Below are 22,645 nucleotides of genomic sequence, written 5' to 3'. Positions count from 1 at the left end.
TGCGCTCAGCGCTCAGCGATCCTTGCTCTCGCGCACGAGCAGCCACAGCAGGAACGGCGCACCGATCGCCGAGGTCACGACCCCTACCGGCAGGTCCACGGGCAGCGAACGTGCTCCGAGATCCGCAGCGAGCACCACGCACGCCCCCACGAGCCCTGCACCGAGAGGCGGCGGTCCCTGTGCCGCGAGCGCCCGCCACGCGATCTGGGGCGCGACGAACGGGACGAACGGGACGGGCCCGGCCGCCGCCGTCGCCGCAGCCGCCAGGACCACGGCCAGGGCGATCTGGAGCAGCTGAGCCGCCGAGCGCCGGACCCCCAGCCCCACGATCACGCGCGAGTCGAAGCGCAGGATCGCGAGCCACCGGGTCGAGAGCGCGCTGACCACGACGGTGACCGCGACGACCGCCGCGACGGGCCCCACGACCTCGAAGCTCGCGCGGTTGAGGCTCCCGGTCATCCAGATGAGGGCCGCGTTGAGGTCGGGCAGCTCGGCGCGCACCAGCATCCACGACGTGATCGCCGACGCCCCGGCGTTGACCCCGAGCCCGACGAGCACCAGACGATACCCCTCGATCCCGCCGCGCCACGCGAGCAGGCACACGAGAGACGTCGCGACGAGCCCTCCGACGACCGCGACGACCGGCAGACCGGCCGTGACGAGGAGGCCGCTCACGGCCCCGGTGCTCGCCAGCACGATCGCCGCGACGGCTGCGGCCGTCGCACCCGCCGTGACCCCCAGGATGTCGGGGCTCGCGAGCGGGTTGCGGGCCACGGACTGCGTGATCGCCCCGGCCGCGCCCAGCGCGAAGCCCACGAAGATCGCGGTCGCGGCCCGTGGCGCACGCAGGCCCAGGATCACGAACCTGTCGGCCGGGTCCCCGGCGCCGAGCAGGGTCCGCACCACGTCCCCCGCGGGCAGCACGTACTCGCCGACCATGATCGACGCGACGAGCAGGACGAGCAGCAGGACCACGAGCCCTGCCCCGACCAGCACCTGTCGGCGGCCGCCAGGGTGGCGGCGCAGCGGCCGGAGGGCGCGTCGGAGCGTGAGGCGCCGTCCCGTGGGGCCTGGGTCGTCGGTGCCGGGCCGGTGGCCTCCCCGGGCCGGCTCTGTCGGCTCGTCGGTCGGCCTGCTCCCCGGGGCGTTCCCCGGCAGGGTGGTGGTCACGATCGGTCTCCCAGGTAGCCGCGGGCGAGGACGACGAACAACGGCGCACCGACGAGCGCGATGACGATGCCGACCTGGATCTCCGAGGTCGCGGGGGCGAGGCGCCCGACGACGTCGGCTCCCAGGACCAGGACGGCCCCGCACAGCCCGGCGACCGGGACGCGCCACGCGGGTCCCCCGAGGCCGAGCCGCGTCGCGGCGTGCGCGGCCGCGAGGCCGACGAACGCGATCGACCCGCACGCGGCCGTCGCGGCCCCGGCCAGCAGCGTGACGGCCAGCAACCCCACGGCCCGGTCTCGCACGACGTGCCGCCCGAGGGCCACACCGAGCTGGTCGCCCATCTCGAGCGCCCCGAGGGTCGGCGCGTTGACGACCGCGAGCAGCAGCCCGAGCAGGAGGAACGGGGCGACGGTCCAGATGACCTCGGGCCCGCGGCCCACGAGCGACCCGATGCTCCAGAACCGGAAGACGTCCATGGTCGTGCGGTCGAGCAGCAGGACGCCCGACGTGATCGACGCGAGCAGCGCCGTGACGACCGACCCCGTCAGGACGAGCGTGACGCCCGGCGCGAGCACGCGGATGCGCTGCGAGAGCACCACGACGATCCCCCCGGCGCACAGCGCGCCGACGAGCGCGAAGCCGACTGCCCCCGACGGGCTCGTGACACCCGCGTGGATCGCGAGCACCACGGCGCACGCCGCGCCCGACGTCACCCCGAGCAGTCCGGGGTCGGCCAGCGGGTTGCGGGTGTGCGCCTGCGTGAGCGCACCGGCCACGCCGAGCGCGACCCCGACGAGCAGCCCCAGGATCGTGCGCGGCACGCGCATGTCCCACACGACGGCCGAGGCCTCGCTCGTGCCCGGCTCGCGCAGCACCGCGAGCACGTCGGGCAACGGCACGGGCTGCGACCCGAACGCGATGCTCGCGGCCACCGCGACCAGCAGCGCGAGCGCGAGCGCGGCACCCCCCAGGGGCACCCGGCTCCCAAGCCGTCGCATCGTGCGGACCGCGACGACCGGGGTGTCCGTGCCGCTCACGACGCCGTTCCTGCCGTGACGCCCTCGAGCCGCCGCAGGTCCGCGGCGACGATCTCGCGCGACCACACCCACCGTTCCTCGGCGGTGGGACGTGCGACCTGGTCGGCGTACGTGCCCGCCGCGACGGCCGTCAGCGCGACCCGCAGCGCCTCGACGACCTCCGGGGCGCGGTCGCCCACGAAGAAGTGCCCGCCCTCGACGACCCGCCGTCGGACGCCCGCCCGGGCGCGCTCCGCCCACGGCGCGACGGCCTCGGGGGGCGACGCGACGTCGTCGGACCCGGCGAGCAGCAGGAGCGGCACCGTGATCCCCACGGGTTCCCCCGCCCCGGCGGTCCCGAGCGAGTCGTGGACCGAGAGGTCCGCGCGCAGGACCCGCGCGTGCAGCGCGAAGAACTCGGCGTCGGCGAGCAGCTCGGTCGGCGTGCCGCCCAGCGCGGTGATCCACGCCCGCAGCGCGGAGTCGTCGCGCGCGGTGAGCCGCCCCGGCCCGACGACGTCGCTCCCGTCCCCGTCCCGGCCACCTGACCGTGGACGGTCGGCACGCGCGGCGCGCCCCGAGACCACGAGCAGGTCCGGTCCCTCCCCCGGCCCGAGGCCGGCCGCGACACGGACCGCGACCGACGCCCCGAGGCTGTGCCCGAGCAGGACCGTGGGGACGTCGTCGGCGAGGAGCGCCCGCACGGGACCTGCGACGTCCGCGAGGAGGTCGGTCATGGTCTGCACGGGAGGCTCTGCGAACCGGGTCTCGCGGCCCGGGTACTGCACGGCGACGACCTCGGGGGCCGAGGCGAACGGCGCTGACGCCCCCCTCGGACGCCTGGGGTGCCCGCCGACCGCCCGGTCGCGGGCGAGGACGAGCCGCCGGTAGTAGCTCGCTGCCCCACCCGCGTGCGGGCACACCACGACGCGCCACGTCGCCCCCGGGGGCGAGGACAGGACACGCAGCGCCGGGTGGTCGCGGCGCGGTGCGGGATTCGCCACGTCAGTCACGAGGGGACTCGTCGGCCTCGGACGCGGGGCCGGTCTCGTCGGTGTCGTCGTCGTGGTGGTCGTGGTCCGCGACGCCCTTGCGCCAGTACCCGTCGACGTCGAAGTTGTCGCGCCCCAGCCCCACCTCGTTCTTGAGGTAGCGGCGCAGCGGCTTGATCGAGAGCGACTCCCCCGCGACCCACACGAACCCGTTGCCGGGCGGCAGCTCGGTGCCGCGCACCGCGTCGGCGAGCAGCGCCGTCGTGCCCGGTGCGCGGTCCTCGCGGAAGAGCCACGTGACGTCGACGGCCGCGGCCGACGCGAGCGGCAGCACGTCGCCCTCGTCCTGGACCTCGACGAAGACCGTGACGGGGACCTCGGGGCGCAGCTCTTCGAGCCAGCGCGCAGCCGCGGGCAGGGCCGTCTCGTCGATCGCGAAGACGTACCAGTCGAACACGTCGTTCACCAGGAACGAGCCGCGCGGGCCCAGGACACCGACCAGGTCGCCGACCTGGGCCCGCCCCGCCCACCTCCCGGCGATCCCGTGCTCGTGCACCACGAGGTCGATGTCGAGCGTGCGGGCCTCCCGGTCGAAGGACCGCACCGTGTAGTCGCGGCTCGTGAGGTGGCGGCCGCCGACCCAGCGGTCGTCGACCACCTGCGGCATCTCCGGGGTGCCGCCGGGCTCGGTCGGCAGGAAGATCTTGACGTGGTCCTCGGGGGCCGCGGTCACGAAGTCCGCGAGGTCCTCGCCCGTGAGGCGGACCCGGACCATGCGTGCCGCGATCTGCTCGACGGCCGAGACCGTCAGCAGCCGGGGGCGGAGCGGGTGGGTCAGGAGGGTCACCTGCTCGACGGGGTCCGCCGTGGCCTGCTCGGTCGTGTCGAGCCTGTTCGTGGTGCTGGTCATGCGTTCTCTCCTCGGGTGGTGCCGACGATCGCGTCGACAGGCTGGGGGGAAGGTTCGGGGTGGTCGAGGACCGGGTCGGGCTCGGTGACCGCGCGGCGCAGCCCGGGGACCGCGAGCGCGACGAGGCCCGTCGCGACGGCCGCGAGCGCCCCGCCCACGGCAATCGCACCGCCCGCGCCGAGGGCCCGTGCGACGAGGGTCAGCAGCGGGCCGCCGAGCGCGTCGCCCGCGGTGCCCTGCGCGGTCCACAACGCGCTCACGCGGCCGCGCAGGTGGTCGGGCGTGCGCTCGTAGAGCAGCGTGAACCGCAGGATCTCGCCCAGGACGTCGCCCGCCCCGACCAGGGTCATGGCGACGACCGCGAGCGCGACCGACTGCGACAGGCCGAGCATCGCGACCCCGGCGCCCGAGGCCGCGAACACCACGAGCAGGACGCGACCCGTGCGCCGGACGCGCCCGGTCCACCCGCTCGTGAGCGTCGCGACGAGCGCGCCGACGGCCGGCGCGCTGAAGAGCAGTCCCACGACCTCCGGCCCGGCGCCGAGCTGCTTGTCGACCAGCTCGGGGATCAGGACGTGCGGGGACGCGAACAGGATCTGGACGAAGCCCAGCAGGATGATGCCGCCGATCACGCGGTCGGTCGCGACGAAGCGCAGCCCCTCGACCAGGTCGTCCCACGGGCGCGGCGCTCGGCCGTCGGGCACGCCGGGCACGCCGGGCTCTACCTCCCCGCCGCCCGGCGGCAAGGACGGGAGGCGCACCAGGAAGCCCAGGCTCACGACGCTCGCCACGACCACGACCCCGAACACGAGGCTCGACCCGCCGTGCGCGATCGCGATCCCCGCGACGAGCGGGGACACCACCGCGCCCAGGTCGAGCGAGATCGCCTGGAGCGCCGCGACCGCGGGAAGCTGGCCGCGCGGCACGAGCGAGGGCACCGCGGCCGCGAGCGCGACCACGCTGAAGCCGCCCGCCAGGCCGTCCCACGCCGCGACGACGTAGATCGCCGTGAGCGAGGGCGACTCCGCGAGCGAGTTCACGAGGAGCGCGGCGAAGCCCGCGATCGCGGCCGAGCGCGACCACAGGACGACGCGCCGCCGGTCCGTGCGGTCGGCGACGACGCCCGCGACGAGGGTCCCCGCGAACGCCGCGACGCCCAGGGTCGTGTTGACGCCCGCGACGTGCAGGGACGTACCCGTGAGGGCGTAGACCTGCACGGGCAGCGCCACGACGAGCATGCCGAGCCCCAGCAGGGACACGACGCGCCCGGCGAAGAGCAGGCGGAAGCTGCGGCTCGCGCGCAGCGGGGTCAGGTCCAGGGCGAGTGCGGACAGGAAGGCCGGGGCGCTCACGTCGCCGTCGTCGAGGTCCGGGGCCCCGAGGGAGCGGAGGCGTCGAGCGCGCGACGCAGGCTCGCGGGTCGCAGGTCCGTCCAGTGCGCGTCGACGTACGCGAGCGCGACCGCCCGCGTCGACGGTCCCAGCACGACGTCCCACCCGGGCGGTACGGCCGCGAACTCGGGCCACAGCGAGTGCTGCTGCTCGTCGTTGACGAGCACCAGGAAGGTGCCCTCGGAGTCGTCGAAGGGGTTCATGGGTCAGTGCCTCTCGTCGGTGCTGGGTCGGGTGGCCGCAGGGGCCTGGGTGAGGTGGCGGGCGAGGACCGGGCCGAGCTGGCCGATCGCCGCGGGCGACACCATGTCGTGGTGGCCTGCGAGGACCGCGTGCTGGGTCACGGTGCCGGTCACGTGCGGGGCCCAGGCGTCGCGCTGGGCCGTGAGGTCGTGGCGGTCGGCCCCCTCCTGTGCCGTGAACAGCAGCAGGTCTCCGCGGAACGGTGTGTAGCGGGCCTCGACCATGAGGTCGCACGAGTACAGGTACGTGTCGACGACGGCGGCGAGCCCGTCCTCGTCCAGGTCACCCCACGCGCCGGGCGCGTCGGCCAGGACGTCGAGGACGTCGTCTCGCGTGGGCGCGGAGAGCAGGTCGGGGTCGGCGCCGCCCGCGGCGAGCAGCGACCGCAGGGCGTCGACCTCGGCGTCCCCCGCCGACGGCGGCGAACTCCCCTGCCGAGGGTCCCCGTCCGGCCCGACGGCGCCGCCCACCCCCAGCACGACGGCCTCGGCGTCGAGCATCGTCAGGCTCGCGACCACGTCCCCGGCCTCCTGCAGGCGGGTCGCCACGAGGTGAGCCAGGTGGGCACCGAACGAGTAGCCGAGCAGGTGGTACGGCCCGCGCGGCGCCACCTCGCGCACCGCCCGGACCGTCTGCTCGGCGAGGTCGACGAGCGAGGAGGGGGCGCCGTCGGGTCCCGCGAGACGCGGCGACTGGAGCGCGTGCACCGCCGTCCCGGCCGGGACGTGCGGGACGAGCGAGGCGAAGGACCACCCGAGGCCGCCCGCCGGGGCGAGGCAGAAGAGCGGGGCCGCCTCGCTGCCGGGCGAGGGGGCGCGCAGCGTGAGCGTGCCGGCGAACGGGTCGGTCTCCGGGGCGTCCCAGTGCGCGACGATCGCCTCGACCGTCGGGGCGGTGACGAGGACGCCGACGCCGAGCGGGCGCCCCAGCCGCGTGCGGACCATCGAGACCGCACGCATCGCCAGGAGCGAGTGGCCCCCCGCGGCGTAGAAGTCGTCGTCGGCGCCGAAGGTCGTCACACCCAGGACCTCGGCGAAGATCGCGCACAGCTCGCGCTCGAGGTCGGTCCGGGGCTCGCGCCCGCCCTCGCGCGTGAGGTCGGGAGCGGGCAGGCGCCGGACGTCGAGCTTGGCGTGCGGCGTCAGCGGCAGCTCGTCGATCGGGACGAGGGCCGAGGGGACCAGGTGGTCGGGGACCGTTCGGCGCACGGTCCGCAGGATGTCCGCCAGGATCGTGTCACCGGCGGAGGTCTCGGCACCGGCGGCGAGCACCACGTAGCCCACGAGGACGTGCCCGCCCCCGGCGCCCCGGCGCGCGACCACCGCGCACTGCGCGACGCGCGGGTCGCGTGCCAGCACGGCCTGCGACTCCCCCGGCTCGACGCGGTAGCCGCGGATCTTGACCTGGCCGTCGCTGCGGCCCAGGAAGTCGAGCTGCCCGTCGGGCCTGCGGCGCACCACGTCGCCCGTGCGGTACATGCGCGCGCCCGGCGTACCGAAGGGGTCCGCGACGAACCGCTCGGCGCTCAGACCGGGCTCCCCGTGGTACCCGCGGGCCAGCCCGATCCCGCTCACGTACAGCTCGCCCGGCGTGCCGTCCGGCACGGGCGCGAGCCCCGAGTCCAGGACGTACACCGACGTGTTGGCGATGGGACGCCCGACGGTCGGGCGCCGGCTCTCGTCGGTGCCGCCGCCGAGCGTGTTGATCGTGTACTCGGTGGGGCCGTACAGGTTGTAGCCGCGCGTCCCCGGGGTGGCGACGATCGCGTCCCACACCTCCGCGCCCACCGCCTCGCCGCCCAGCAGCACGAGGCTCGGGCGGTACCGGCCCTCGTCGAGCAGCCCCTCCGCGAGGAGCGCCGAGCACACCGAGGGCGTCACGTTGACGACGTCGATCCGTTCCGCCGCGCAGTACGTCGCCATGGCGTGCGGGTCGCGTCGCACGGCCTCGTCGAGCAGGTGCACCTCGTGGCCGTCGACGAGCCACAGCAGCTCCTCCCACGACATGTCGAACGCGAACGAGACCGTGTGCGCGACCCGGACCGGCTCTTCGCGGAGCGCGGCCGGGCGGGAGGCGACGAGCGGCTCGAAGATCTCCGCCCGGTGGTTGCGCAGCATGTTGACCAGCCCGCCGTGCTCGATCGCCACCCCCTTGGGCGCTCCCGTCGAGCCGGACGTGTACATGACGTACGCGAGGCGGTCGTGGCGGTAGGCGGGCCACGGGTCGTCACCGCGGGCCGGGGTCGCGTCACCCTGGGGGGACGTGTGCGTCACCGTCGGCACGACCGCGCGGCCCGCGAGCGCCGGCCCCACGAGCCCACCGAACGACTCGTCCAGCACCACGGCGCGGGCACCGGCCGCCTCGACGATCGCGCACAACCTCTCGGCCGGGTGCGCGGCGTCGAGCGGCACGTACGCCGCCCCGGCCCGCAGCGTCGCGAACAGGGCGACGACGAAGTCGATCCCGCGCGGCACCGCGAGCGCCCCGACGTCCTCCGGCCCGGTACCGGCCGCGACCAGGGCGCGCGCGAGCGTGTCGACGCGCGACCCCAGAGCGGCGAACGTCACCGAGTCGGTGCCGTGGACCAGCGCGGTGCGCAGCGGGTGGGCCGCGACGGCCCGGTCGAGCAGGTCGAGGAGCGAGTCGTCGCCCACGTCCTGCGCCGCTCGGACGCCGCGTGACAGGAGGAGGGGCGCGACGTCGTCGGGCACCGCGGCGACCCGGGCGACCGGTGAGCCCGGCTCCCCCACCGCGCGGCGCAGGACCGCCTCGACCTGGTCGAGCAGGGCGCTCGCCCGGGTGGCGTCCACGACGTCGGCGCGGTGCGACAGGATCAGCCGGTACGGCTGCCCGGGGTGCACCACGAACGTCAGCGGGTAGTGCGTGGCGTCGCCGCCCTCGACGTCCTCGAGGCCCACGGACGCGCTGAGGCGGTCGAGCTCGGCGTCGTCCTCGGGCGTGTTGCGCATGACGTAGAGCGTGTCGAACAGCGTCCCGACGCCCGCCCGGCGCTGGAGCTCGCCCAGGCTCACGTGGTGGTGGTCCATGAGCTCGGCCTGCTCGGACTGGAAGCGGCGCACCAGGTCGCGGAACGGCTCGCCGGGGCGCGTCGCGAGGCGCACGGGCACGGTGTTGAGGAACAGCCCGACCATGTCCTCGACCCCCGCGAGCGCAGGCGGGCGACCCGAGACGGTGCTGCCGAACACGATGTCGTCGCGCCCCGTGACCGATCGCAGCGCGAGCGCCCACGCGGCCGAGTAGACCGTGCTGACCGACACCGCGCACGTGCGCGCGAGGGCGAGCACGGCGAGGGAGAGGGTCGGGTCGAGGTCCCGCTCGACGACGTCGGGCATCGACGCCCGACGGCGCGGGTCCGGCGGCGCGACGAGCGTCCCCTCCGCGAGGCCCGACAGCGAGACGTCCCACGCGCCCGCCGCCGCGTCGTCGTCCTGCGCCGCGACCCACGCGAGGTAGTCGCGGAACTGCGGGGCGGGCGGCAGGCTCGTGTCCTCACCGCCCGCGGCGTAGTGCCGCAGGAGCTCGGTCACGAGCAGCGCGTCGGACCAGCCGTCGAGCAGGATGTGATGGTTCGTCACGACGAGCGCGGCCCCCTGCTCACCGAGCCGCACGAGCACGAAGCGGACGAGCGGCGGGCGGTCCATCGTGAAGCGGCGCTGGCGCTCGTCGTACTGGAGCCGGTCGAGGGCGTCGGCGCGCGCGGCGCCCCCGAGGTCGGAGAGGTCCTGGACACGCCACGGGACCGTGACCGCGGTCGGCACGAACTGCACCGGGCGCGCGAAGCGCTCGTGCGCGAAGCCCGCTCGCAGGACCGCGTGGCGCCGCAGCAGCGACTCGCACGCACGCCGCATCGCGTGCTCGTCGACACCGCCCGGGAACCGGTAGGTCGACTGCATGGTGTAGACGTCGAGGCCCGTGTCCTCCGAGACGGCGTGGAAGAGCAGGCCCTCCTGGAGCGGGGCCAGGGGCAGCACCTCGGCGATCGTGGGAGCGGGGGCCGTGCGCTCGTCGGTCGTGGTCATGTCAGGTTCCTCATCAGGTCGTCGAGGTCGCCGAGCTCGCCCGCGGACAGCGCGAGGAGCGGGGAGACGTGCGGGGAGCCGTCAGGACCAGCGAGGTCCCGAGGGCTCGCTGGTGCTGACACGTCGGCGGTGGGGACGGCGGCGGGGCGGGCCCGCAGCGCGAGCGCGGCCGGGGTCGGCGCCGCGAACACCGACCGCGGGTCGACCGTCCAGCCCCGCGCGCGGAGCATCGTCGTGACCTTCATCGCGACGATCGAGTCGCCGCCCAGCGCGAAGAAGTTGTCGTCGTCGGCCACCCGCCGCACGCCCAGGGCCTCGGCGAAGATCTCGCGCACGACGAGGACCGGTGGGGCGACGGGCGCGCCCTCCGGCGCGTCCACCGTGGAGCCCTCGGCCCCGAGCGGCCCCGCCGACGCGCGCTCGCGCAACGCCGGGTACCGCTCCGCGAGCCCGGCCAGCACGTCCTCGACCGGCGTCGACGGGGCGTCGGCCAGCAGCCCGAGCACCTCGACGACGGCCGCGAGCGCCGCGCCCGCCCGCTCGGCGGGCACCGACGCCAGGTGGTCGAGCTGCACGGCCAGCCCCTCGGACGCGTCGACGGTCAGCGCGAGCGGGTACTGCGTGCGGTCGTCGCCCTGGACGTCGGTGATCCGCAGCCCGACCCCGGCGCCCGGCTGGGCGTCGGCGTCGCGCGGGTAGTTCTCGACCACGAGCAGCGTGTCGAACAGCTCGCCGACCGCGAGCGCGCGCTGCACGTCCGCGAGCGCGACGTGGTCGACGTCCCGCAGGCGCGCCTGCCGCTCGTGGACCGAGCGGACCAGGTCCGCGAGGGTCCCGGTCGTGCTGTCCTCCGGCCCCCCGACCGCGATCCGCACGGGCACCGTGTTGACGAACATCCCGAGCACGTCGTGCGCGCCCTCGATCTCCGCGGGCCGCCCGGCGACGGTCGTCCCCGTGAGGACGTCGCGCTCCCCCGTGAGGGCCGCGAGCACGAGCCCCCAGGCCGAGGTCACGACGTCGGCCGTCGTGACCTGCGCGGCGCGTGCGGCGGCGACGAGCCGCGCGCCCAGGCCCTCGGGGGCCGCGTGCAGCACGGCCGGCCGCTCGCCCGTGTCCTCGGGCTCGGCCACCCGGACGGGCCGTGCCCCGGCGAGGGCGTCTCGCCACACCGCGACCGCGCCGGCGTCGCGCCGCGCGAGGCGCCGCGAGAGCTGCCAGGCGGTGCTCGGCGTGGGCGGGACGAGCCCGGTCGGGTGCGTCGTCGGTCCGCTGCCCGACGGCGTCGCTCCCGTGGGTGCACCGACGCGCCGAACGTACGCCCCCAGCAGGAGGTCGACGAGGAACGGCACCGACCAGCCGTCGAGCAGCACGTGGTGGTTGGTCACGACGAGCCGGTGCCGGGCGCCCTCGTGGGAGCCGACCCGGACCACGACGAGCCGCAGCAGCGGCGGGCGCGCGAGGTCGAAGGGCCGGTCGAGCTCGTCGGCCACGATCTCGTCGAGCGCGCGGCGCACGGCGTCGGGGTGAGCGACGTCGTCGGGCAGCGTGACCTCGCGCAGCGGGACCTCGGTGACGTCCGTGACGACCAGGCCCACGTCCTGCGGGCCGCGGACCGCGACCGCGAGGCGGAGCTGCGGGTGGGCCGCGAGGACGTCGGCCGCGGCGACGCGCAGCGCGGCGACGTCGAGCGGGCCGTCGAGGCCCACGTCGATCGCGCTCGTGTACCGGTCGACCGGTGCTTCGAGGGCGTGCAGGACCATGCCGCGCTGCACGGGCGTGAGCGGCCAGGGAGCCCCCGTCGGGAGCGTCGTCGCCGCGCCCTCTGCGGGGTCGGCCTCGGTGGCGGCCCCGCGGACGAGCCCGCGCAGCCGACCGAGCCACGCCTCGACCAGCACCTCGCCCACCGGGCCTGCGCCCTCGCCGACGGTGACCGGCGTGCCCGCCGGCGGTGACGCCGCACCGCGCCCGGACACCGCGGGGGCCAGGAGCCAGCGCGCCACGAGCTCGGGCCCGTCAGCGCCGTCGGCCACGTACGCGTTGAGCTCGACCGGGTGCGACAGCGGCAGGTCGGCGTGCAGGTCGAGCGCGGACTCGACGTGCGCGGCGTCGGCCGCACCGCCCCAGTCGTCGGCGCTCTCCGTCTCACGCCCCAGGTAGTTCACGAGGACCTGCGGCGGGCAGGCCGCCGCCGCGTCGCGCAACGCCGCGGACGTGCCCGGCGCCAGGTGCCGCAGCAGGCCGTACGCCCGCCCGTCTCCCGGGATCGCCGCGGCCTGACGGGCCGTGGCCCGCAGGTGCGCGGTCGGCGTGACGCCCGGCGCGGCGTGCAGGCGCAGCGGCCAGGTCGTCGTGAACCAGCCGAGCGTGCGCGACAGGTCCGGGCCCTCGCCGTCGAGGCGTCGCCCGTGCCCCTCGGTCTCGACCACGAGGTCCAGGCCGCCTCGCGCCGAACCCGCCGCCGCGTCGGCGGCTGCCGCGTCGACAGCCGACACGTCCGCCGCCGCGAGCGACAGCGCCGCGAGCAGCACGTGGTCCGTACGGTGCTCGGGGGCCAGGCCGAGCAGGAGCCGGGTGTCGTCCGCACCGAGACGCACGACGACCTCACGAGCGCTGGACACCGTGTCGCGCGCCCGGTCGAGCGGTCGAGCCGTCAGCGAGACGGCCTCGCCCGAGTGCACGTCGACCCACGCGGGCAGCTCGCCCGCACGGTCCGCGGCCTCGTGGTGCATGGCCGTCGCCGCGGCGCGCAGGCTCGCCGACGAGGGAGGAAGGACGCCGCCCGCCGCGAGCGTCCGCAGGTCGTCCACGAGGATGCGCCACGACACCGCGTCGACCGCGACGTGGTGCGCCACGAGCGCGAGCTCGCGCGCCCCCCGGTCCCAGACCGCGCGGAGCACGCGGCCCGTCGCCGGGTCGATCTCGGCCGCTGCGGCGCGCAGCGCCTCGTCGAGCCCGTCGTCGGTCACGCGCAGCACGTCGCCCGTCCCGGCCACGACGGTAGGCGCGGCCGCGTCGAGGACGTGCGCGGCGCCGTCGTGCACCACGAGTCGCAGTGCGCCGTGGGCCTCGACCAGGGCCGCGAGCGCCGCCCGCAGCACGCCCTCGGTGAGGTCTGGAGGAGTCCGCAGGACACGCACCTGGACGAACCCGCCGTGATCGCCCCCGGTCTCCAGGAGCCACGCGAGCGCGGGGGTGAGAGGCAGGTCGCCCGACACGGTGACCGCTGCGGTGCGGGCCGTCGGTCGCGCGGGAGCGGGTGCGACCTCGGTCGCCGCGCCTGCGATCCCCGCCGCGTCGCGGCCCGCGAAGACCGCCCCGACCGTCACGACCAGCCCCCGACCGCGCAGCGCCCCGACGAGCTGCATCGCGCTGATGCTGTCGCCGCCCGCGGCGAAGAAGTCGGTCGCCGGTCCGACGTCGAGGCCCAGGACGCGGGCGATCTCGGCACGGACACGCTCGGTGCGCTCGTCCGTCAGGGGGTCGCCCGGCCCGACGGCGGTGCTCACCCGCGCGCTCGCGTCCCCCTGGGCGTCGGTGCGGGGCTCGGCCCGGGGCGCGGGACGCGACCCGGCGCGGGCCTCGGCGGGGCCCGGTCGCGGGACCCGCACCTCGCCGACGAGGGCGTGGGCGCTCGGGAGGGTGCCGCCGCGCGCCAGGTGCTCGACCGCTGCGGTGAGCGCCGCCGGAAGGACGGCGCTCACGGCCGGGTCGAGCGTGCCGGGACGCTCCTCGATCTCGATCGCGAGACCACCGTCCGCGGAGGGCAGGACCGTGACGGTCACGGGGTAGTGCGTCGCGTCGTGACCACCGGTGGGGACGACGTCGACGGGCCGGTCGACGGGGCGGTCGACGGGCCGAGGGTGACGCCCTTGCCCGCCGACGGTGACCGCAGCGGGCTCGCGCGGGTAGCTCTCGACGACCACGAGGGAGTCGAACAGCGCATGACCGGCGATCCGCGCGATCGACGGCAGGCCCACGTGATGGGCGTCGAGCAGCCGGGCCTGACGCGCCTGGACGTCCTGGAGCAGCGCGTCGGCGGTGAGGTGCGTCCCCGCCGGGACACGGACGGGCGACGAGCTCACGAACATGCCGATGATGCGGTCCGCTCCGTCCAGGGCGGTCGGGCGTCCGGCGACCGTCGAGCCCACGACGGCCTCGGACCGCCCCGTCAGTGCTGCGACGACGAGGCCCCATGCCGTCTGGACGACGGTCGCGGGCGTGACCTCGGCGCGACGAGCAGCCTCCCGGAGTCCTTCGCCTCCCGTGGGGAGCGTCGTGACGACGCGAGCGTCACCGTCGGCGGACGAGACCGTCGCCGTCGGTGCGGGGGCGGGCAGCACACCCAGCAGCGACGGCTCCTCGAACCCGTCGAGCTCCGCCCGCCACAGGGCCTCGACATCGGCACGGGTGCACTCCGCGTCGCGCAGCCACGACAGGTAGTCACGGAAGGTCGGCTCGCTCGTCTCCGCACGGCCCGCCCGGGCGGCCGCCGTCCCGTCCGACGCCGCGTCCGACGTGAGAGCCCTCCGCAGATCCGCCGCCAGGAGCGGCACCGACCAGCCGTCGGTCAGCAGGTGGTGCATCGCGAGGACGAGCACGTGCTCGTCCTCGCCCGTCCGCACGACCGTGCCCGACACGAGCGGTGCCGAGGACAGGCCGCCCAGCCGCGAACGCTCGGTGAGGTCCACCTGGTCGAGCAGGGCGGCCAGCGCCGCACGGTCGAGCCCCCGCGCGTCGCGCGCGGAGACCGGCACCACGACGACGTCGGGCACGAAGAACACCGGCGCGGGCAGGTCGAGCTGGAGCACCCCGCCGCGCAGGTTCGGGTGGCGGCGCACGAGCGCCTGCACGGCGTCCGCGACCCGCGCGGTCCCGTCGTCGCCGAGCCCGGTCACGGTGAACCGGGTCGTGGTGCGGTAGGCGTCGGCCGCGTCGCGCGCGCGTTCGGCGACCATGCCGAGCTGGGTCGGGGTCAGGGGCAGCACGTCGACGACGCGCGTCGCGCCCGGTACCCCCGCGCGCACGTGCTCGTCGAACGCGGCGGACTGCACGCGGGTCAGTGCCACGAGCACGTCGGCGGCGCCACCCGCACCGGCGCCCGAGGCGACGGACCCTCCCGCGCTCGCGGCGTCGTCGGGCCGGACGCGCCGGGCCATCTCGCGCGGCGTGCGCGCCGCGAACAGGTCCGCGGGCGAGAGGACGAGCCGCTCGCGGCGCAGCGCGGCGACGAGCTGGAGCGCGTCGATGCTGTCGCCGCCCGCGGCGAAGAAGCTCTCGTCGAGGCCCACACCGTCCCCGCCCAGGACGCGCGCGGCGGCCGCGCGGACCTGGGCCTCCAGGGGCGTCGGCTCGGCGGCGGGGCGCCCGGCGGGCTCGGGGCCGCCGGTCCCACCACCGGACGTCCGAGACCCGTGCCAGTCGGGCGCGGGCAGCGCACGGCGGTCCAGCTTGCCGTGACGCGTCAGCGGAAGGGCGTCGAGCACGACGAACGCGGTCGGCACGAGGTGCCGCGCGAGACGCTCGGCCGCCGCGGCCCGCAGAACGTCCGGGTCCAGCCCGGCTCCCGTCACGTACGCCACCAGCCGAGCACCCCAGCGCGGGTGCTCGGCGAGCACGACCGCGGCCTCCGCCACACCCTCGAGCGCGACGAGGGCCTGCTCGACCTCGCCCGGCTCGATCCGGAACCCGTGCAGCGAGATCTGGTCGTCGTTGCGCCCCAGCAGGCTCAGGGTGCCGTCCTCGGCGCGGCGCGCGAGGTCGCCCGTGCGGTACATGCGCTCCCCCGGGACCCCGCCGGGACGGGCGACGAAGCGGCTCGCGGTCAGCCCGGCGCACCCCAGGTACGCCTCGGCGAGCTGCGGCCCCGCGAGATACAGCTCGCCCACGGTGCCTGCGGGGACCTCGCGCAGCGCGGCGTCGAGCACCACGGCCTGCGTGCGTCCCACGGGCCGCCCGACGACCGGCTCGACCGTGTCCGCGACGTCCGCCGCGAGGGCGTCGACGGTCGCCTCGGTCGGCCCGTACAGGTTGACGACGCGCGCGCCCGTGGGCGCCGCGAGCGCGCGCATCCGCGTCCACAGCGCCGGTCCGAACGCCTCGCCGCCCGCGACGCAGATCCTCGGCAGGCGCGCCCACTCGGCGCCCGCGAGCAGCGCACCCCAGACCGTCGGCGTGAAGTCGAGGTAGTCGATCCCGTGCTCGGTCGCGTAGTCGCGCAGCGCGACCGGGTCGAGGAACACGTCCTCGTCGAGCACGTGCAGCTCGTGCCCCGCGGCGAGCGCGAGGAACGCGTCGTAGTGCGCGTCGAACGAGAACGCCGCGGTGTGCGCGACGCGCAGGCGCTCGCCCGGCGGGTAGAGCTCGGTGCGGTGCCGCTCGAGCAGGTGCGCGAGCGCGTCCTGCCCCACGGCCACCCCCTTGGGCTCGCCCGTCGAGCCCGACGTGAAGATGATGCTGCCGACGCACGCGCGCAGGGTGGCGTCGTCGGGGGCGGGCGGCAGCTCGGGCCCGACGGCGGCGCTCGCCCCGGCTGCGTCTGCCGCGCTGCGGGCGGGCACGGGAACGTGCGCGGAGTCGAGGGGGCGCGGCCCGGCCTCGTCCCACAGGAGCCGTGCGCCGCTGATCCGCAGGACGTGCGCGCGGCGCTCGGGGGCCCCGTGCGGCAAGGGGGTCACGGCCAGGCCGCGGCGCAGGGCCGCGAGGATCACGTGCACGATCCGTTCGTCGCGCGGCAGGTCGATCGCGAGCGCGTCGCCCGACCGGGCCCCGCACGCCGTGAGCCGACGCTCGGCGCGCGTGACCGCCAGGTCGAGCTCGGCGAACGTCCACCGTCGGTCCCCGACGACGAGCGCGCCCGCGTCCGGGTGACGGGCGATCGAGCCGGCGAGGACCTCGGTCACGAGGGCGGGGCGGCGGGTCGACGCGGGGGCCGTCCCCGCCGTGCCCGCGGCGTCGGCACGCCGCGGGACGAGGTCGAGGCTCGCGACCCGTGCCCCCGGGTTCGTGGCGGTCGCGAGCAGGATCCGCTCGAACGTCGCGAGGAGAGCGTCGGCGGCCGACGTCGTGAAGGCGGCCGTGTGCGCGTCGAGCGCGAGGTCCCACGTGTCGGCTCCGGCGTCGACCGCGAGCGCGAGGGGGAAGTGGGTCGCGTCGTGGGTCGCGAGCACGCGCAGGTGCACGGGGTCGAGGCCGACGACCGTCGGCGCGACCACACCTGCGCCGGGCGCCTGCTCGAACGACACGAGCGTCGTCGCGACGGGCGTCTCGGTCCCGGCCGCCGCCTGGATGCCGCGCAGCCCGACGTGCTGGTGCTCCCACGAGGCGTTCCACCGGCGCGAGTGGTCGGCGACGACCTCACCGAGGGTCGCGGCGGCGTCGGCGTCGACCCGGGCCACGACCGACTCGGTGAGCATCCCGACGATCTCGTCGGCGTGCGCGACCTCGGGGCTGCGCAGGGCGACCGGGACGGCGAAGGTCGCGCAGGTCGACCCGGCGTGGGCCGCGACGGTCAGGCCCCAGGCGGTGCGCACGAGCGTGGCCGAGGTGACGCCCTGGGCGCGGGCCCCCGCGCGGACGGCCTCGACGGTGGTCGGGTCGAGGGTCCGGTGGGTCGTGGACGCGTGCACGGGGGTTCGGTCCGTCGTCGTCCACGCGGCGGCCACGGGCCACCCGGAGGGTTCCACGTCGGCGAGGGCATCGCGCCAGTGGGCACGTGCTGCCTCGGCGTCCTGCCGTCCCAACCACACGAGGTGGTCGACGAACCGGCCTCGGGCGGGGGCGAGGGCGTCGCCCTCGGCGGAGAGCTCGGCCCCGTAGAGCTGCGCGACCTCGCGCACGAGCAACGGCATGGACCAGCCGTCGAGCACCAGGTGGTGGCTCGTGACGACCAGCACGTGGTGCTCGGCCCCCAGCACCACGACCCCGAACCGCACGAGCGGCGGGACGGCCGGGTCGAACGGGAGCGACCGCTCGGACGCGGCCGCGGCACGGGTCGCGTCCTGCAAGGCCCGGTCGGCTCCGCGAGCCGCATCGGCACCGCCCGCCGCGCCGGCCCCGGCGGAGCCCGGGACGTCCGCGTCGTACCAGACGACCTCGGCCGTGGCCTGGCTGGGGACGAACTGGACCGGGTCCAGGTCGTCGTCGACCGCGAAGCCCGCGCGCAGGTTCGGGTGGGCCACGAGGAGCGCGTCGAGGCTGCGTTCGAGGGCGGGGCCGTCGAGCGGGCCCCGCAGCTCGACGAGGGTCTGACCCACGTACGGGTCCGTCCCGTCGGTGAGCCCCGCGTGCGCGGTCAGCGCACGCTGCAGCGCGGTGAGGGGCCAGACGGCCTCGATGGCCTCGGTCGAGCTCATGGTCGTGCCTTCCGTGTGCGTCGGCGGTCGCCGAGGAGTGCGCCGAGGCGGTCGAGGTCGCCGGGTGCGAGGTCGAGGAGCGGGGCTGCCGCGTCCGAGGGGGTGGTGCTCGCGGCGTGCGCCGTCCGTGCGGGCTGGGCGGCGGGCAGCGCGACCGGTTCGAGGGGCCGCAGCCGGGCCGCGACGCCCGCGACGGTGCGCTGCTCGAACACGTCCTGCACGCTCGACCGCCACCCCTGGTCGCGCAGGCGTGCCACGACGTGGATCGCGCGGATGCTGTCGCCGCCGAGCGCGAAGAAGTCGGCGTCGGGCGGGACGGGGCCGCTGTCGAGGGCCGAGGCGAACGCGAGGGACACGTCGGTCGCCCTCGGCGGGAGGTCCGGTCGCCCTCGGCGGGGGCTCCCGTCACCGTCGGCGGGCGGGTCCGTCGCCCTCGGCGGGAGAGTCGCGGGCTCGGGGAGGGCCGCGACGTCGAGCTTGCCGTTGGTCGTCAGCGGCAGCGCGTCGAGCACCACGACCACCGACGGCACCAGGTGCTCGGGCAGCGCGTCCGCGAGCGCCGCGCGCAGCGCGTCCCCTGCCAGCCCAGGGGCCACGACGTACGCGACCAGGCGCGCCCCGAGCGGGGACCTGCGCGCCTGCACGGTCGCCTGAGCGACGCCGGGCAGCGCGAGCAGCGCGGCCTCGGTCTCGCCGGGCTCGACGCGGAACCCACGGATCTTGACCTGGTGGTCGCGTCGGCCGACGTAGTGCAGCAGGCCGTCGTCGTCGCGGCGCGCGAGGTCGCCCGTCCGGTACATGCGCGTCCCGGGCGTCCCGAAGGGGTTCGCGACGAACCGTTCGGCCGTGAGGTCGGGGCGGCGCAGGTAGCCGCGCGCGAGCTGGGGGCCGGCGAGGTAGAGCTCGCCGACCACGCCGTCGGGCACGGGGCGCAGGTGCTGGTCGAGCACCAGGGCGGCCGTGGCGCTGAGCGGGCGCCCGATCACGGGCCGGTCCGCGTCGTCACCCGTCGCGCCCACGGCGTCGACCGTGTACTCGGTGGGTCCGTAGAGGTTGAGGACGTCGAGACCCGGCTGCGCACGCAGCGTGGTCCACAGCGCGGGCGGGCAGGCCTCGCCGCCCACGGACACGGTCCGCAGCACGTGGTCGCGCTCGAACAGGCCGGCCTCGACGACGGCCGACATGACGGTGGGCGTGAGGTCGATGCGGTGGATGCCGCGCTCGACCACGAGGTCCACGAGGGTCCCGGGGTCGCGGTACTGCTCGACGTCGAGCAGGTGCAGCTCGTGCCCCAGCAGCAGCGTGAGCAGGGTGTCCCACGAGCCGTCGAACACGAGCGGCATGGTCTGCGCGACGCGCTGCGCCGGGGCCGGGCGACGTCCCGCACGCGGCACGATGTGCTCCTGGTGGTGGGCGAGGAACTGCGCGAGCGCGCCGTGACTGATCCCGACAGCCTTGGGCTCGCCCGTGGAGCCGGAGGTGTGCAGGACGTAGGCGAGCGCGTCACGGGGCACGTCGAGCGCGTGCCACAGCGGCGCGGCCCCGTGGGCGGACGCGTCCCCGCGCGGCCCGACGACGACGCGCCCCGTCCACAGGGAGCCGTCGCCGCCGTGGAGGGACGGGGCGGCGGCCGTGACGTCGGCGACGACGATCCGCGCCTCGTGCCGGTCGGCGAGGGCGAGGCGTCGCGCGGGCGGGTTCCGGTCGTCGAGCAGCAGTGCGGCGGCCCCGCAGCGGTGCAGCGCGAGCAGCGTCACGACGTAGTCGGTGCCGCGCGGCAGGTCGATCGCGACGAGCGTGTCGGAGCGGGCGCCGGCGGCGACCAGGCGTCCGGCGAGGTGCGCGACGGCCTCGTCGAGCGCGCTGAACGTCGAGGTCTCGCGCGCGACGAGCGCCACGGCGTCGCCGCGAGCGGCCACGGCCTGGTCGAACAGCGCGCCGGCGGTCGACGGCGGGTCCCCGGGCAGTGCCGGGCCGGTCGAGCCGGTCACGATCGCGTCCTCGTCCGCCGCGGGCGCGAGGCCGAGGGTCCCCACGCGCGCGCCGGGCGCGGCCCGCCCCACGCTCTCCAGGAGATGGGCCAGCTCGCGCAGGCGCGCGGCGACGTCGGGCGCGGTGAAGAGCCGGGCGGGCGCGGTGCCCGCCAGGCGCAGCTCGTCGCCGTCCGGCCCGGGGACGCGCACGACCGAGACCGCGAGGTCGTCGACCGGTCCCTCGGCCACGTTGCGCAGGCGGCCGACGGCGGCACCGAAGCGCAGGTCGTGGTCGAAGAGCTTGACGTTGAGCTCGGCCGCGGTCACGGCCGAGCCCGCGTCGCGCGCGATCTGCTCGGCGGGGTAGCGCCCGTGGCGGCGCAGCCCGCCCACGCGGTCGCGCACCTGCGTCACGAGCTCGTCGACGCGCTGCCCGGGCGCGACGTCGACCACGACCGGCAGGACGTTGACGCGCATGGTCGGCACGACCGCCGCGACCGACCGCATGCGGTTCATCGCGGGCATCGCGACGGCCACGCGGCGGCGCCCCGCGACGAGGGCGAGGTGCACCGCGAAGGTGGCCGCGACGACGTCGGGCCAGCCGGCACCGGAGCGCGCGGCGACCTCCTCGAGCGGCCCGACGGCGCAGCCCGCGTCGTGCGCGACGCGGACCACGGCGTCGCCCGGGACGGGGTCCGGACCGACCGTGCCCACGGGCCCCTCGCTGAAGCTGCCCGGCCCGCCGTCGAGGTCAGCCACCCGGGAGGCCCAGTGCTCCCTGTCCCGCTCCCGCTCGGGGGACGCCGCGTACCGGGCCTCCTCGGCCACGACGTCCGCGACCTTCCCGAACGGGCTCGGGCCCACCTCACGCCCCGACGTGAGCGCGGTGAAGACCTCCGCGACGCGGCGCACGACGAGCGTGATCCCGTACGCGTCGAGGATCGCGTGGTGCACCACGAGGGACCACCACACGGTCGTGGCGTCGAGGCGCACGACCGCCTGGCGGGCCAGGGCCGGCACGTCGAGCGCGAAGGGCAGCGCGCGGTCGGCCTCGACGAGCGCGGCCGCGCGCTCCCGGGCGTCGGGCACCCCCGACAGGTCCAGGACCCGCAGGCCCCCCGTCGCGGCGTCCGCGCGCGCGCTCGTGAGCGCGGGTCCGCCGACCGGGTGGACGACCTGCGCGACGTCGTCGGACACCACGAACGCCGTCCGCAACGCCTCCGTCTCCCCGACCACCAGCTCGACCGCGAGGGCCAGCACCCCCGTGTCGAGCTCGCCCGTGATCTCGACGACCTCACCCACCGCGAACGCGGACGTGTCGGGACGCACGAGCTGCGCGCCGATCACGCCGAGCTGCGCGGTCGTGAGCGGAAGGCCTGCGGGCACGGCGAGCACGGCGGGGGCCACGTCGAGGGGCGCGAGGTCGGGGGCGGAGGACGTCGTCATCAGCCCTGGAGGTCCTCGAGCACGACCTCGAGCTGGTCGAGGACGTCGAGCGCCAGGCTGTAGCGGTCCGCGAAGAAGTAGCGGATGCCGTACGCGTGCCCTGCGGTCACTGCCGGCAGCGACTGGTAGGTCGAGGCGGCCGCGAGCTCCTCGGCGCCGGGTCCGGGCTGGCCGTCGACCGTCTGCTCGGTCAGCACGACGGTCGCGTCCGCGACCTGGCCGAGCTGCTCGTAGGACAGGAACGCTCCGTTCTCGGTCTTCTCCTCGGCCACGACCTCCGGCAGCGGCGCACCGATGTCGGTGAGGATGCCGCCGATCCACGAGATCTGCGAGTAGACCGTGATCTCCTCGAACGAGTCGAGCCCCGCGAACGTGTTGGCGGCGATGACGTCGCCGTAGGTCTCCTTGATCTCCGCGACGCGGGCCTCGTACTCGGCCTTGGTCGCCTCGGCCTCCGTACCGGCGCCGAGCGCCGACGCGATCTCGACCGACGCGTCCTTGACGGTCGCCGAGCCCGTCGCACGGATGAGGACCGTGGGGGCGATCTGGGAGAGCTTGTCGAAGTCGGCCTTCTTCTCGGCGCTGAGCTCTTCCTCCTTGCCGCCGCGCACGAACCCGACGATGAGGTCGGGTCTCAGCGAAGCGATCTTCTCGTAGTCCCAGCCGTCCGCGCCCATGACGATCGGCAGGTCCGCGACCTGCTCGAACTCCTCGGGCAGGTACGAGTCGGCGTAGTCGCCGTCCGCGGTCGCGACGGGCACGATGCCCGCCTCGAGGAGCGGCCCCGTGCCGCCCTCGAGCGCGACGACGCGCTGCGGGTCCGCGGGGACGTCGACCTTCCCGAACGCGGTCTCGACCGTGCGGGTGCCGGCCTCGGCCGAGGACCCGGGCGGCTCGTCGGCCACCGACGTGCCGCCCGCGCACCCGCCCACGGCGAGGACCGCGGCGAGGGCCGGGACGAGCAGCCAGGCGGTGGCGCGGGAGGTCCGGGTACCACGCGCGGCGGTGAGGGTTCGGGTGCAGGACATGCTGGGGTTCTCCTTGGGATGGGTCTGGCGGGGTCGTGCGGTGTTCGTCCGTGGTGCGGACGTGGTGCGGGCGTGGTGCGGAGGC

10 protein-coding genes are annotated in these 22,645 nt (G+C 76.3%); all 10 read right to left on the bottom strand.

Features of this window, described 5'->3' with window-relative positions; genetic code table 11:
* Positions 1–12: 12 nt before the first annotated feature.
* Genes ACZDYF_RS00795 through ACZDYF_RS00750 form a run of 10 tightly spaced genes read right to left on the bottom strand, consistent with a single transcriptional unit; the run spans position 13 to position 22,560 of the window.
* A complete protein-coding gene (locus tag ACZDYF_RS00795; protein WP_475051813.1) occupies positions 13–1,170 on the bottom strand; it encodes a FecCD family ABC transporter permease in 1,158 nt (385 codons plus the stop codon).
* Positions 1,167–2,207 carry a FecCD family ABC transporter permease gene (locus tag ACZDYF_RS00790; protein ID WP_475051811.1) on the bottom strand — a complete coding sequence of 347 codons (1,041 nt, stop codon included), beginning with the start codon at positions 2,205–2,207 and terminating at the stop codon, positions 1,167–1,169. The genes ACZDYF_RS00795 and ACZDYF_RS00790 overlap by 4 nt, the downstream gene beginning before the upstream one ends.
* Complete coding sequence (locus tag ACZDYF_RS00785) at positions 2,204–3,199, bottom strand: thioesterase II family protein (protein WP_475051804.1); 996 nt, start codon at positions 3,197–3,199, stop codon at positions 2,204–2,206. Before ACZDYF_RS00785 ends, ACZDYF_RS00790 begins: the two co-directional genes overlap by 4 nt.
* On the bottom strand, positions 3,192–4,088 hold the full coding sequence (locus ACZDYF_RS00780) for a siderophore-interacting protein (RefSeq protein WP_475051801.1): 897 nt from the start codon (positions 4,086–4,088) through the stop codon (positions 3,192–3,194). Before ACZDYF_RS00780 ends, ACZDYF_RS00785 begins: the two co-directional genes overlap by 8 nt.
* Positions 4,085–5,440 carry an enterobactin transporter EntS gene (gene entS / locus ACZDYF_RS00775; protein ID WP_475051797.1) on the bottom strand — a complete coding sequence of 452 codons (1,356 nt, stop codon included), beginning with the start codon at positions 5,438–5,440 and terminating at the stop codon, positions 4,085–4,087. The genes ACZDYF_RS00780 and entS overlap by 4 nt, the downstream gene beginning before the upstream one ends.
* Positions 5,437–5,682, bottom strand: a complete 246-nt coding sequence (locus ACZDYF_RS00770; RefSeq protein ID WP_475051791.1) for an MbtH family protein — start codon at positions 5,680–5,682, stop codon at positions 5,437–5,439. Before ACZDYF_RS00770 ends, entS begins: the two co-directional genes overlap by 4 nt.
* Before the next feature lie 3 nt (positions 5,683–5,685).
* Complete coding sequence (locus tag ACZDYF_RS00765; protein ID WP_475051786.1) at positions 5,686–9,762, bottom strand: non-ribosomal peptide synthetase; 4,077 nt, start codon at positions 9,760–9,762, stop codon at positions 5,686–5,688.
* Positions 9,759–18,113: a condensation domain-containing protein gene (locus tag ACZDYF_RS00760; protein ID WP_475051781.1), complete on the bottom strand. Its 8,355-nt coding sequence runs from the start codon at positions 18,111–18,113 to the stop codon at positions 9,759–9,761. The genes ACZDYF_RS00765 and ACZDYF_RS00760 overlap by 4 nt, the downstream gene beginning before the upstream one ends.
* A complete protein-coding gene (locus ACZDYF_RS00755; protein ID WP_475051779.1) occupies positions 18,110–21,532 on the bottom strand; it encodes an amino acid adenylation domain-containing protein in 3,423 nt (1,140 codons plus the stop codon). The genes ACZDYF_RS00760 and ACZDYF_RS00755 overlap by 4 nt, the downstream gene beginning before the upstream one ends.
* The gene (locus ACZDYF_RS00750; RefSeq protein WP_475051777.1) at positions 21,532–22,560 is read right to left on the bottom strand and encodes an ABC transporter substrate-binding protein; all 1,029 of its coding nucleotides are present in this window, start codon (positions 22,558–22,560) and stop codon (positions 21,532–21,534) included. The genes ACZDYF_RS00755 and ACZDYF_RS00750 overlap by 1 nt, the downstream gene beginning before the upstream one ends.
* Positions 22,561–22,645: the final 85 nt, after the last annotated feature.

It is taken from the genome of Oerskovia sp. PE-21s, assembly GCF_056158145.1.
Note: the sequence above shows the minus strand (reverse complement) of the source record. Positions and strands in the feature narration are given on the sequence as shown.